The organism is Thermus parvatiensis (assembly GCF_001535545.1).
GTDB classification, from domain to species: domain Bacteria; phylum Deinococcota; class Deinococci; order Deinococcales; family Thermaceae; genus Thermus; species Thermus parvatiensis.
Window position 1 is genome coordinate 994725 of sequence record NZ_CP014141.1, and the last position, 12145, is coordinate 1006869.

The 12145-nt window shown below is 68.1% G+C and carries 14 protein-coding genes and 3 pseudogenes; all 17 read left to right on the plus strand.

The features are described 5' to 3' along the window. Position 1: 1 nt before the first annotated feature. The 17 genes and pseudogenes from floA to trmD all read left to right on the plus strand — a co-directional run bounded on the left by floA (position 2) and on the right by trmD (position 12117). A complete protein-coding gene (floA, locus tag AV541_RS05505) occupies positions 2 to 979 on the plus strand; it encodes a flotillin-like protein FloA (protein WP_008632461.1) in 978 nt (325 codons plus the stop codon). Further along, positions 976 to 1329, plus strand: coding sequence for a hypothetical protein (locus AV541_RS05510; RefSeq protein WP_060384442.1), 354 nt, complete (start codon positions 976 to 978; stop codon positions 1327 to 1329). Before floA ends, AV541_RS05510 begins: the two co-directional genes overlap by 4 nt. Beyond that, positions 1293 to 2287: pseudogene (locus AV541_RS05515) on the plus strand (PhoH family protein). Before AV541_RS05510 ends, AV541_RS05515 begins: the two are co-directional and overlap by 37 nt. Next, positions 2265 to 2684, plus strand: a complete 420-nt coding sequence (gene ybeY / locus AV541_RS05520) for an rRNA maturation RNase YbeY (protein ID WP_060384443.1) — start codon at positions 2265 to 2267, stop codon at positions 2682 to 2684. Before AV541_RS05515 ends, ybeY begins: the two are co-directional and overlap by 23 nt. Next, entirely contained in the window at positions 2639 to 3037 is a 399-nt protein-coding gene (locus AV541_RS05525) for a diacylglycerol kinase (protein WP_014510351.1), read from the plus strand. The genes ybeY and AV541_RS05525 overlap by 46 nt, the downstream gene beginning before the upstream one ends. A gap of 4 nt (positions 3038 to 3041) precedes the next feature. Continuing rightward, positions 3042 to 3404 carry a hypothetical protein gene (locus AV541_RS05530; protein ID WP_008632453.1) on the plus strand — a complete coding sequence of 121 codons (363 nt, stop codon included), beginning with the start codon at positions 3042 to 3044 and terminating at the stop codon, positions 3402 to 3404. 75 nt (positions 3405 to 3479) lie between these two features. After that, entirely contained in the window at positions 3480 to 3950 is a 471-nt protein-coding gene (locus tag AV541_RS05535; RefSeq protein WP_011173122.1) for a GreA/GreB family elongation factor, read from the plus strand. A gap of 4 nt (positions 3951 to 3954) precedes the next feature. Next, positions 3955 to 5433 (plus strand): lysine--tRNA ligase, encoded by a 1479-nt coding sequence (lysS, locus tag AV541_RS05540; RefSeq protein WP_011173121.1) that lies wholly within the window; start codon positions 3955 to 3957, stop codon positions 5431 to 5433. Next, on the plus strand, positions 5434 to 6309 hold the full coding sequence (locus AV541_RS05545; protein ID WP_008632450.1) for a cation diffusion facilitator family transporter: 876 nt from the start codon (positions 5434 to 5436) through the stop codon (positions 6307 to 6309). A gap of 54 nt (positions 6310 to 6363) precedes the next feature. After that, positions 6364 to 8019 (plus strand): acyl-CoA mutase large subunit family protein, encoded by a 1656-nt coding sequence (locus tag AV541_RS05550; protein WP_060384444.1) that lies wholly within the window; start codon positions 6364 to 6366, stop codon positions 8017 to 8019. A 10-nt stretch (positions 8020 to 8029) separates the two neighbouring features. Next, on the plus strand, positions 8030 to 8458 hold the full coding sequence (locus AV541_RS05555; RefSeq protein WP_082709641.1) for a cobalamin B12-binding domain-containing protein: 429 nt from the start codon (positions 8030 to 8032) through the stop codon (positions 8456 to 8458). Beyond that, positions 8455 to 8927: pseudogene (locus AV541_RS05560) on the plus strand (PaaI family thioesterase). Before AV541_RS05555 ends, AV541_RS05560 begins: the two are co-directional and overlap by 4 nt. Positions 8928 to 9024: 97 nt before the next feature. Continuing rightward, positions 9025 to 10329 carry a signal recognition particle protein gene (ffh, locus tag AV541_RS05565; RefSeq protein WP_060384445.1) on the plus strand — a complete coding sequence of 435 codons (1305 nt, stop codon included), beginning with the start codon at positions 9025 to 9027 and terminating at the stop codon, positions 10327 to 10329. Positions 10330 to 10333: 4 nt separating this feature from the next. Next, a complete protein-coding gene (rpsP, locus tag AV541_RS05570) occupies positions 10334 to 10600 on the plus strand; it encodes a 30S ribosomal protein S16 (protein WP_060384446.1) in 267 nt (88 codons plus the stop codon). 58 nt (positions 10601 to 10658) lie between these two features. After that, positions 10659 to 10877, plus strand: coding sequence for a KH domain-containing protein (locus tag AV541_RS05575; protein ID WP_060384447.1), 219 nt, complete (start codon positions 10659 to 10661; stop codon positions 10875 to 10877). A gap of 33 nt (positions 10878 to 10910) precedes the next feature. Further along, positions 10911 to 11399 (plus strand): ribosome maturation factor RimM, encoded by a 489-nt coding sequence (rimM, locus tag AV541_RS05580; protein ID WP_008632437.1) that lies wholly within the window; start codon positions 10911 to 10913, stop codon positions 11397 to 11399. After that, positions 11399 to 12117: pseudogene (gene trmD / locus AV541_RS05585) on the plus strand (tRNA (guanosine(37)-N1)-methyltransferase TrmD). Before rimM ends, trmD begins: the two are co-directional and overlap by 1 nt. Positions 12118 to 12145 lie beyond the last annotated feature (28 nt).

Here is a 12145-nt window from a genome sequence, read left to right on the forward strand (position 1 = left end):
TATGGAAGGACTGGGCATCGTTTTCCTGGCAGCGGTCGTCCTGCTTTTCGTCTTCCTCTTCTTCAGCTTCATCCCGGTGGGGCTTTGGATCTCGGCCTGGGCGGCGGGGGTCAGGGTCCCCCTCCTCACCCTGGTGGCCATGCGCTTAAGGCGCGTCCCCCCGGCCAAGATCATCTACCCCCTCATCAAGGCCACCAAGGCGGGGCTGGACGTGAGGCTGGACCGCCTCGAGGCCCACTACCTGGCCGGGGGGAACGTGGACCGGGTGGTGGATGCCCTCATCGCCGCCGACAAGGCGGGCATCAAGCTCACCTTTGACCGGGCGGCGGCCATAGACCTCGCGGGCCGGGACGTCCTGGAGGCGGTGCGGGTCAGCGTGAACCCCAAGGTCATCCAGACCCCTATGGTGGCCGCCGTGGCCAAGGACGGGATCCAACTCCTGGCCACCGCCCGGGTGACGGTCAGGGCCAACATTGACCGCCTGGTGGGCGGGGCGGGGGAGGAGACGATCATCGCCCGGGTGGGGGAAGGCATCGTCACCACCATCGGCAGCGCCAACTCCCACAAGGAGGTCCTGGAGAACCCCGACCGCATCTCCAAGACCGTGCTGGAGAAGGGGCTGGACGCGGGCACCGCCTTTGAGATCCTCTCCGTGGACATCGCCGACGTGGACGTGGGCAAGAACATCGGCGCCCAGCTCCAGATTGACCAGGCGGAGGCCGACAAGAAGATCGCCCAGGCCAAGGCCGAGGAGCGGAGGGCCATGGCCGTGGCCGCCGAGCAGGAGAACCGCGCCCTGGTGGAGGCCATGCGGGCCAAGCTGGTGGAGGCCCAGGCCCAGGTGCCCCTGGCCTTGGCGGAGGCCCTGCGGAAGGGGAACCTCGGGGTCATGGACTACTACCGCCTGAAGAACATCGAGGCCGACACCGACATGCGGGAGTCCATCAGCCGCGCGGCGAAGCCCGAGGGTGAGGAATGAGCTTAGACGACCTTTTGGGCCTCCTCTTCGTCCTCTTCTTCATCGTCCTCCCGGCCCTCCAGGGGCTTTTCCGCCGGAACCCCCCGCCCGACCTTCCCTTTCCCGTGGAGGGGGAGCTCGAGGCGCCCCCGCCCCCTCCGCCCCCTCCGCGGCGGCCTGAGACCTCCCTGGAGGCGCTCCAGGTCCCGCCCCCCCGGCCCCGGGAGACGGGCCTCCAGGAGGCGGAGCCGGTGGTGCCTTCCGGGGAGGCGCCCGAGCGGCCCAAGGGCAGGCGGCTTGGCACCCGCGCCAAGGATGTGGTTCAGGGAATGATATGGCACGAAATCCTGAAGAAGCCCAAAGGGTTGTGATCCCCCTGGGGAGCGAGGAGGCCCTGGCCTTTCTGGGCCAGGCCGACCGCAACCTGAAGCGCCTGCGGAGCCTCTTCCGGACCTACCTGGGGGACGAGGTCCGCCTCGTCTCCCGGGGGAGCAGGTGGAGGTCTTGGGGCCTCCCGAGGCCGTGGAGAAGGCGGAGAGGGCTCTCCGGGACCTCCTCGCCCTCCTGCGCCAGGGAGCGGAGCTGGACGAGGCCACGCTGGAGCAGGCGGTCCGCCTGGCGGCGGAAGGGGAGGGGCTTTACCAGGCCACCGAGCCCGAGCTGGAGCTCCAGCTCCCGGGCCGCCTGCGCCCCAAAACCCCGGGGCAGAAGCGGTACGTGGAGGCCATCGCCCGGCACGACATCACCTTCGGCATCGGCCCCGCGGGCACGGGGAAGACTTACCTGGCCGTGGCCATGGCCGTGAGCCACCTTCGGGCGCGCCGGGTGAAGCGCATCATCCTCACCCGCCCGGCGGTGGAGGCGGGGGAGAAGCTGGGCTTTCTGCCGGGGGACATCCAGGCCAAGGTGGACCCCTACCTCAGGCCCCTTTACGACGCCCTCTTTGACATGATTGACGCGGAGCGGTTTGAGCAGTACCTGCAGTCGGGGATCATTGAGGTGGCGCCTTTGGCCTTTATGCGTGGAAGAACTTTGAATGATGCCTTCATCATCCTGGACGAGGCCCAGAACACCACCCCGGAGCAGATGAAGATGTTCCTCACCCGCATGGGCTTCTCCTCCAAGATGGTCATCACGGGGGACGTGACCCAGATTGACCTGCCCAAGCACCAGCGGTCCGGCCTGGTGGAGGCCATTCGCATCCTCAAGGGCATAGAGGGGATCGCCTTCGTCTACTTCAAGGAGTCGGACGTGGTGCGCCACCCCTTGGTGGCCCGCATCATCAAGGCCTACGAGGAGGCGGAGCGTGGTGGAGGTGGTGCGCAATAAGCGCCCTCCCCGGGGGCTTGTCCCCAGGCTTAGGCGGGCCCTGGCCGCCCTCATGGAGGAGCTCGGCGTGGGGGACAAGGGGGTGACGGTGATCCTCACGGGGGACCGCCGCATCCGGGCCTTGAAGCGGGAATGGTGGGGGGAGGACGAGGCCACGGACGTCCTCTCCTTCCCCCACTACGAGCCGGGGGACCCCTTCGTTCCCCCCCACCTCGGGGACATCTGGATCAGCCTGGACACCGCGAGGAGGCAGGCCGAGGCCCGGGGAGCCCCTTTGGAGGAGGAGGTTTTGGTTCTCGCCGCCCACGGGCTTTGGCACCTCCTCGGCCACGACCACCAGGAGGAGGAGGATTGGGAGGGGTTCCGCCGCGTCCAAGAGAGGATCCTCGCCCTCTAAAGGGGGTCTTGCGGTCCTTCGGCTACGCGTGGGAGGGCCTCGCCTACGCCTGGCGGGTCCAGCGGAACTTCCGGGTGGAGGTGGCCTTGGGCCTCCTCGCCTTGGGGCTAGGCCTTTGGCTTGGGGTGGACCTCGTGCCCATCCTCCTCGTGGCCGCCCTGGTCCTTTCCTTGGAACTCGTCAACACGGCCCTCGAGGCCCTCACCGACCTGGTAAGCCCTGTCTACCACCCCTTGGCCAAGCGGGCCAAGGACACCGCCGCGGCGGCCGTCTTCCTGGCGAGCCTTTTTGCCCTCGGCCTCGGGGCCTATCTCTTTCTTCCCGCCCTTTGGGCCCGGCTTGGGCTAAGCTAGGGGTATGGAATACGAGGAAAGGGAGCTGATCCTGGAGCTCTTTCCAGGAACCTCCCCCGACCTCCTGCCCATAGGGGAGATCCTCTATTACCGGGACGAGGAGGGCCGGGTGGTGATCCTGGAGAAGGGCCCGCCCGAGCTCAAGCTCGTCTTGGAACCCCTTCCGGGAAGCCCCGCCACCCCCCAGGTCTGCGAGGCCTGCCACCGCCACCTTTCCGGGCAGGCGGCCGGGTTTTTCCGCCACACCGTGGGAGGGGACCCGAGGCACCTGCGCTACCTGGTCCTCTGCCAGGACACGGCCCGCTGCGCCAGCCATGCCCCACCCGGGCGTTTGAGGGAGATCCTTCTTCGGGGTATACTCTCCTGAGAAAGGCCCCAGGGCCGCGCGGAGGTCGGCAGCCGCCGGCCTCCCGTTTGCCAGTAGGGGTTAGCGAGGTGACCTATGGCGCGCGAGGTGAAGCTCACCAAGGCCGGCTACGAGCGGCTCATGCAGCAGCTGGAGCGCGAGCGCGAGCGCCTGCAGGAGGCCACCAAGATCCTGCAGGAGCTGATGGAGTCCAGCGACGACTACGACGACTCGGGCCTCGAGGCGGCCAAGCAGGAGAAGGCCCGGATTGAGGCCCGGATTGACTCCCTGGAGGACATCCTCTCCCGGGCCGTGATCCTGGAGGAGGGAAGCGGGGAGGTCATCGGCCTGGGCTCGGTGGTGGAGCTGGAAGACCCCCTTTCCGGGGAGCGGCTTTCCGTCCAGGTGGTCTCCCCGGCGGAGGCCAACGTCCTGGACACGCCCATGAAGATCTCCGACGCCTCGCCCATGGGCAAGGCCCTTCTGGGCCACCGGGTGGGGGACGTGCTCTCCCTGGACACCCCCAAGGGCAAGCGGGAGTTCCGGGTGGTGGCCATCCACGGTTGAGACCATGAACGACCAGACCCGCCAGCGCCTGCTCAACCTGGAAGCCTTGGTGGAGGCGGGGTTTGCCCCCTACCCCTACCGCTTCCCCAAGACCCACAGCGCCGAGGCCATCCTCAAGGCCAAGCGGGGCGCCCCCCCTGAGTCCGAGTGGCCGGAGGAGGAGGTGGCCGTGGCCGGGCGCCTCGTGGCCTTGAGGCGCATGGGCAAGGTGACCTTCGCCCACCTCCTGGACGAGACGGGAAGGATCCAGCTCTACTTCCAGAGGGACCTCACGCCCAAGTACGAGCTCCTCAAGAAGCTGGACGTGGGGGACATCCTGGGGGTGAGGGGGCACCCCTTCACCACCAAGACGGGGGAGGTGACGGTCAAGGTCCTGGACTGGACGCCCCTGGTCAAGAGCCTCCACCCCCTCCCCGACAAGTGGCACGGCCTCCGGGACAAGGAGGTCCGCTACCGCCAGCGCTATCTGGACCTCATCGTCAACCCCGAGGTGCGGGAGGTCTTCCGCCGCCGCTCGGAGATCGTCCGCTACATCCGGCGCTTCTTTGAGGCCAAGGGGTTTTTGGAGGTGGAGACCCCCATCCTCCAGCCCACCACGGGCGGGGCGGAGGCCAGGCCTTTCAAGACCTACCACAACGCCCTAGACCACGAGTTTTACCTCCGTATCTCCTTGGAGCTCTACCTCAAGCGCCTCCTCGTCGGGGGGTACGAGAAGGTCTTTGAGATCGGACGCAACTTCCGCAACGAGGGCATTGACCACAACCACAACCCCGAGTTCACCATGCTGGAGGCCTACTGGGCCTACGCCGACTACCAGGACATGGCCGGCCTGGTGGAGGAGCTCCTTTCGGGCCTCGTCCTCCACCTCTTCGGGAGCCACGAGGTCCCCTACCAAGGGCGGGTGCTGAACTTCAAGCCGCCCTTCAGGCGCATCTCCTTCGTGGAGGCCCTGAAGGAGAAAGCGGGCCTTCCCTTTGACCCCCTGGACCTGGAGCGCCTAAGGCTTTGGGCCGACGCCCACCACCCCGAGCTTTCCCAGGTGCCGAACTATAAGCTTCTGGACAAGCTTTTCGGCATCTACGTGGAGCCCGAGCTCCAGGACCCCACCTTTGTCTTTGACTTCCCCCTGGCCATCAGCCCCCTGGCCAAAAGGCACCGGGAGAAGCCGGGCCTCGTGGAGCGCTGGGACCTCTACGCCGGGGGGATGGAGCTTGCCCCCTGTTACTCCGAGCTCAACGACCCCTTGGACCAGAGGGAGCGCTTCCTGGAGCAGGCGAGGCGCCGCAAGGAGGGGGACGAGGAGGCCCCCGAGCCCGACGAGGACTTCCTCCTGGCCCTGGAGTACGGGATGCCTCCGGCGGCGGGCCTGGGCCTCGGGATAGACCGCCTCGCCATGCTCCTCACCGACCAGCCCTCTCTAAGGGACGTCCTCCTCTTCCCCCTCCTCAAGCCCAAGAAGGAGGCGGTGGAAGAAGGGGTTTAGATGGCCGAAGGCGCCGCCCGGTTGAGCCTCGTCGTCGCCCTCCTCGTCTTGGGGCTCAAGGCCTTCGCCTACCTCCTCACGGGCTCGGTGGCCCTGCTCTCGGACGCCCTCGAGTCCCTGGTGAACGTGGCCGCGGCCCTCGCCGCCCTCCTCGCCCTCCGGGTCGCCCGCAAGCCGCCGGACCAGAACCACCCCTTCGGCCACACCAAGGCCGAGTACGTTTCCGCCGTCCTGGAAGGGGTGCTGGTGGTCTTGGCCGCCCTCTGGATCGCCAAGGAGGCCCTGCCCCGCCTCCTCCACCCCGTGCCCCTCGAGGGCTTGGGCTTGGGGCTTGGGGTAAGCCTTCTCGCCTCCCTCCTCAACGGCCTCCTGGCCTACCACCTCCTGAGGGAGGGCCGCCGTCACCGCTCCCCCGCCCTCACCGCCGACGGGTACCACGTCCTCTCCGACGTCCTCACCTCCTTGGGGGTGGTCCTGGGCGTGGGCCTCGCCGGGCTCACGGGCCTTTGGATCTTGGACCCCCTCCTCGCCCTCGCGGTGGCGGGCCAGATCCTCTTCCTGGGCTACCGCATCGTGCGGGAGTCGGTGGGAGGGCTTATGGACGAGGGCCTTCCCCCGGAGGAGGTGGAGCGCATCCGCACCTTCCTCCAGGAGCGCATCCGGGGCCGGGCCCTCGAGGTCCACGACCTCAAGACCCGAAGGGCCGGCCCCAGGAGCTTCCTGGAGTTCCACCTCGTGGTGCGGGGGGACACCCCCGTGGAGGAGGCCCACCGCCTCTGCGACGAGCTGGAAAGGGCCCTGGCCCAGGCCTTTCCCGGCCTGCAGGCCACCATCCACGTGGAGCCCGAGGGCGAGCGGAAGCGGGCAAACCCCTGACGCTCTTTTCCTTCCCGGCAAAAAAGCGTAAACTATGGGGCAAAGGAGGCCCCCATGCGCAGGAAGCACGACTGGCTCAGGGAAACCTATAGGAAGAGCCTGGAGAAGATCCCCGAGCGCCCCGTGGCCCACCGCACCCTCTCCAATATCGCCCCCGACCCCCTCTACACCCCGGAGGACATCGGGGTCTTAGACCCGGAGTACGAGGAGAAGCGGGGCTTCCCCGGGGAGTTCCCCTACACCCGGGGGGTCTACGGCTCCATGTACCGGTCCAAGCTCTGGACCATGCGCATGTTCGCCGGCTTCGGCACCGCCGAGCAGACGAACGAGCGCTTCAAGAAGCTCCTGAAGGCGGGGCAGACGGGCCTCAGCGTGGCCTTTGACCTCCCCACCCTCATGGGCTACGACTCCGACCACCCCCTCTCCAAGGGGGAGGTGGGGAAGTGCGGGGTGGCGGTCTCTAGCCTCGCCGACATGGAGATCCTCTTTGAGGGGATCAACCTCGAGGAGGTCACCACCTCCATGACCATCAACAGCCCTGCCAACGCCATCTGGGCCATGTACCTGGCGGTGGCCAAGAAGCGGGGCTACGACTGGAAGAAGCTCGGAGGCACGATCCAAAACGACATCCTCAAGGAGTTCATCGCCCAGAAGGAGTTCATCTTCCCTCCCGAACCCAGCGTGAAGCTGGTCATCGACACCTTCGAGTGGGGGCCCAAGAACGTCCCCAAGTGGAACTTCATCTCCGTCTCTGGCTACCACATCCGGGAGGCGGGCTCCACGGCGGTGCAGGAGCTCGCCTGGACCCTGGCGGACGGCTTTGAGTACGTAGAGGCCGCCCTCAAGCGGGGCCTGGACGTGGACGAGTTTGCCCCAAGGATCAGCTTCTTCTTTGACGTCCACAACGACTTCTTTGAGGAGATCGCCAAGTTCCGGGCGGCCCGGCGCATCTGGGCCAAGGAGATGCGCTACCGCTACAAGGCCAAGAACCCCCAAAGCTGGATGCTCCGCACCCACGCCCAGACCGCCGGGGTCTCCCTCACCGCGCAGCAGCCCCTGAACAACATCGCCCGGGTGGCCATCCAGGCCCTGGCTGCCGTTTTGGGGGGTACCAACAGCCTCCACACCGACGCCTACGACGAAGCCCTGGCCCTGCCCACGGAGGAATCCGCCACCATCGCCCTCAGGACCCAGCAGATCATCGCCTACGAGACCGGGGTCACCCACACCATTGACCCCCTGGCGGGCAGCTACTACGTGGAGTGGCTCACCGACGAGATGGAGCGGCAGGCCATGGAGATCATTGAGGAGATCCGCCGCATGGGGGGCGTGGTGCGGGCCATTGAGGAGGGGTACTTCCTCCGGGAGCTCGCCGAGGCCAGCTACCGCTACCAGCAGGAGGTGGAGCGGAAGGAGCGGATCATCGTGGGGGTGAACGCCTTCACCGACGAGATTCCCCTGAAGGTGCCCATCCAGCTCGTGGACCCCGAGGTGGAAAGGGTCCAGGCGGAGCGCCTCGCCCGGGTGCGGCGGGAGCGCGACCCCAAGCGGGTGGAGGAGGCCCTTCAGGGCCTAAGGCGCGCTGCGGTAGAGGGGCAGAACACCATGCCCCACTTCGTGGAGTGCGCCCTGGCCTACTGCACCCTGGGGGAGATGATGGACGTGCTTCGGGAGGTCTACGGCACCTACCAGGAGCCGGCCTACGTGTAGGAGGGGTAAGATGCAGGGCGTGGATCGGCGCATACGGGTGCTCATCGCCAAGCCGGGCCTGGACGGGCACGACCGCGGGGCCAAGGTGGTGGCCCGGGCCCTGAGGGACGCGGGGATGGAGGTGATCTACACCGGGCTCCGCCAGACCCCGGAGATGATCGTCTCCGCCGCCATCCAGGAGGACGTGGACGCCATTGGGCTTTCCATCCTCTCCGGGGCCCACATGCACTACTTCCGCGAGGTGAAGCGCCTTCTGGACGAGCAGGGGGCCTCGGACATCCTCCTCTTCGGCGGAGGGATCATCCCCGACGAGGACGTGCCCAAGCTGAAGGCGCTGGGCGTGGCCGCCGTCTTCGGCCCCGGGACCAGCACCCAGGAGATCGTGGACTTCCTGAAGCGGGCTGTGCCTGAGCGCTGGAAGGCCCAGGGCCTCGCATGAAGGCCATCCAGCTCTACTACCCCCGGAGTGGGCCCACTGCTACGGGTGCGGTTACCTGAACGCCCACGGGCTCCACATAAAGACCTACTGGGACCCGGAGAAAGGGGAGAGCGAGACCCGCTTCACGCCCCGCCCCTACCACACCGCCATCCCCGGCTTCGTCTACGGGGGGCTTCTCGCCTCCTTGGTGGACTGTCACTCCACCGCCACCGCGGCCGCGGCCAAGGCCCAGGCCGAGGGGCTTTCCCTGGAGGCCACCCCTCTCCGCTTCGTCACCGCGAGCCTCAAGGTGGACTTCCTCAAGCCCACCCCCCTGGGGCCGGACCTCCGCCTCGTGGGCCGGCCCAAGGAGGTGAAGGGGAGGAAGGTGGTGGTGGAGACGGAGCTCTACGCGGCCGGAACGCTCACGGTCCGGGGGGAGGCGGTCCTGGTTCAGATCGCCGAGGGCTTCGGCGGCGGGGCGGGCTAGCCCTCGAGGCCCGGTAAACACATCAGAAAAATTGCGGTTGACACGCTCAACCCCCTTGGTCTATCCTGGACCCCGGCCTTAAGGGCCGGGGAGCCATATGTTCCAGCAGCTAGCCGCACGACTCCAGGAGGCCATTGACCGGCTCAGGGGCCGGGGCCGGATCACGGAGGAGGACCTGAAGGGGACCCTCCGGGAGATCCGCCGCGCCCTCATTGAGGCCGACGTGAACCTGGAGGTGGCCCGGGCCTTCGTGGAGGAGGTGCGGGAGCGGGCTTTGGGGCAGAAGGTCCTGGAGAGCCTCACCCCGGCCGAGGTGGTCCTGGCCACGGTCTACGAGGCCCTGAAGGAGGCCCTGGGCGGGGAGCCCAAGCACCCCCAGCTCAAGGACCGGAACGTCTGGTTCCTCGTGGGGCTCCAGGGGTCGGGGAAGACCACCACCGCCGCCAAGCTCGCCCTCTACTACAAGGGGAAGGGGCGGCGCCCCCTCCTGGTGGCGGCGGACACCCAGCGCCCGGCGGCGCGGGAGCAGCTCCGCGTCCTGGGGGAGAAGGTGGGGGTACCGGTCCTCGAGGTCCAGGACGGGGAAAGCCCCGAGTCCATCCGGCGGCGGGTGGAGGAGCGGGCCCGCCTGGAGGTGCGGGACCTCGTCCTGGTGGACACCGCCGGCCGCCTCCAGATTGACGAGCGCCTCATGGAGGAGCTCGTGCGCCTCAAGGCGGCGCTGCGCCCCGACGAGGTCCTCCTCGTCCTGGATGCCATGACGGGCCAGGAGGCCCTCTCCGTGGCCCAGGCTTTTGACGAGCGGGTGGGGGTCACGGGCCTCGTCCTCACCAAGCTGGACGGGGACGCCCGGGGCGGGGCCGCCCTCTCCGCGCGGCGGGTCACGGGCAAGCCCATCTACTTCGCCGGGGTTTCCGAGCGGCCGGAGGGCTTGGAGCCCTTCTACCCCGACCGCCTCGCGGGCAGGATCCTCGGCATGGGGGACGTGGCCACCCTGGCGGAGAAGGTGCGCCAGGCGGGCCTCGAGGCCGAGGCGCCCAAGTCCGTCAAGGAGCTCACCCTGGAGGACTTCCTCAAACAGATGCAGAACCTCAAGCGCCTAGGCTCCTTCTCCGAGCTCCTAAAGCTTCTTCCCGGGGTGGGCCGGGCCCTGCCCCAGGGGTTTCAGGTGGACGAGCGGGCCTTCAAGCGCCTGGAGGCCATCGTCCTCTCCATGACCCCGGAGGAGCGCAAGGACCCCCGGATCCTCAACGCCTCCCGCAGGCGGCGCATCGCCAAAGGAAGTGGCACCACGGTTCAGGAGGTCAACCGGCTGGTCAAGGCCTTTGAAGAGACCAAGGCCCTGATGAAGTCCCTGGAGCGCCGCAAGGGCCGGGGACTCATGGGAATGTTCAGGAGGTAAGCGCATGGTCAAGATCCGTCTGGCTCGGTTCGGTTCCAAGCACAACCCCCACTACCGCATCGTGGTCACCGATGCCCGCAGGAAGCGGGACGGCAAGTACATTGAGAAGATCGGCTACTACGACCCCCGGAAGACCACGCCCGACTGGCTCAAGGTGAACGTGGAGCGGGCCCGGTACTGGCTTTCCGTGGGCGCCCAGCCCACGGACACCGCCCGCAGGCTCCTCCGCCAAGCGGGGGTCTTCCGGCAGGAGGCCCAGGAGAGCGCCTAAAGGGAGTGCCGGCCAAGGCCCCGGGGACTGCCCGGGGCCTTTCGTTTAGCATGGACGTATGAAGGACGTGGTGGAGTACCTGGTGCGCTATCTGGTGGACCGCCCCGAGGCGGTGCGGGTCCAGGTGCGCAGGGGCAAGGAGGGCATAGTCTACCTGGTGGAGGTCGCCCCGGAGGACAAGGGGCGGCTCATCGGCAAGGGGGGGAGGGTCATTGAGTCCCTCCGCACCGTGGTCCGGGCGTACGCCAAGCGCAAGGTGGGCGTGGAGGTGCGCTGACGCCGCGGCGGAAGGACCTGGCATAATGAGGGTATGCGCCTGGTGGAGATCGGCCGGTTCGGCGCCCCTTACGCCCTGAAAGGGGGCCTCAGGTTCCGGGGAGAGCCCGTGGTGCTCCATTTGGAGCGGGTCTACGTGGAAGGCCACGGGTGGCGGGCCATTGAGGACCTCTACCGGGTGGGGGAGGAGCTGGTGGTCCACCTGGCGGGCGTCACCGACCGCACCCTGGCCGAGGCCCTGGTGGGGCTTCGCGTCTACGCGGAGGTGGCCGACCTCCCCCCCTTGGAGGAGGGTCGGTACTACTACTTCGCCCTCATCGGCCTGCCCGTGTACGTGGAGGGGCGGCAGGTGGGGGAGGTGGTGGACATCCTGGACGCCGGGGCCCAGGACGTCCTCATCATCCGGGGCGTAGGGGAGAGGCTCAGGGACCGGGCCGAGCGGCTCGTGCCCCTGCAGGCCCCCTACGTGCGGGTGGAGGAAGGGGGCATCCACGTGGACCCCATTCCCGGCCTCTTTGACTGATGCGCTACACCGTCATCACCCTTTTCCCCAACCTCGTCCGCCCCTGGCTGGAGGAGTCCCTCCTGAAGAAGGCCCTGGAGCGGGGCCTCATCCAGGTGGAGGTGGTGGACCTCAGGGCCTTCGGCCTCGGCCGGCACCGCACGGTGGACGACACCCCTTACGGCGGCGGGGCGGGGATGGTGATCCGTCCCGACGTGGCGGTGGCGGCCCTGGAGCGGGCGCTCCCGGCGGACGAGGTGGTGCTCCTCTCCCCGGCGGGGAGGCCTTTTACGCAGAAGGTGGCGGAGGAACTTGCCCGAAAGGAGCACCTCGTCCTCCTGGCCGGCCGCTACGAGGGGTTTGACGCCAGGGTGGAGGCCTTCGCCACCCGGATCCTCTCCATCGGGGACTACGTCCTCATGGGAGGGGAGGTGGCGGCCCTGGCGGTCCTCGAGGCCACCGCCCGCCTCGTCCCCGGGGTGATCGGGGACCCGCAAAGCCACCGGGAGGACTCCTTCGTCCGCGGCCTTCTGGACTACCCCCAGTACACCCGTCCCCCGAGTTCCGGGGGCTTAGGGTGCCCGAGGTCCTCCTTTCGGGCCACCACCAGGAGGTGGAGCGGTGGCGGCGGCAGGAGGCCTTGCGCCGCACCCTGGCCCTGCGGCCCGAGCTCGTCGCCCGGGCGCCCCTTAGCCTCTTGGAGGCCCGCTTGCTTGCGGAAATGGACCGGGAGGAGTAAACTTGGGGCTGTTTGCCCATGAACCCGC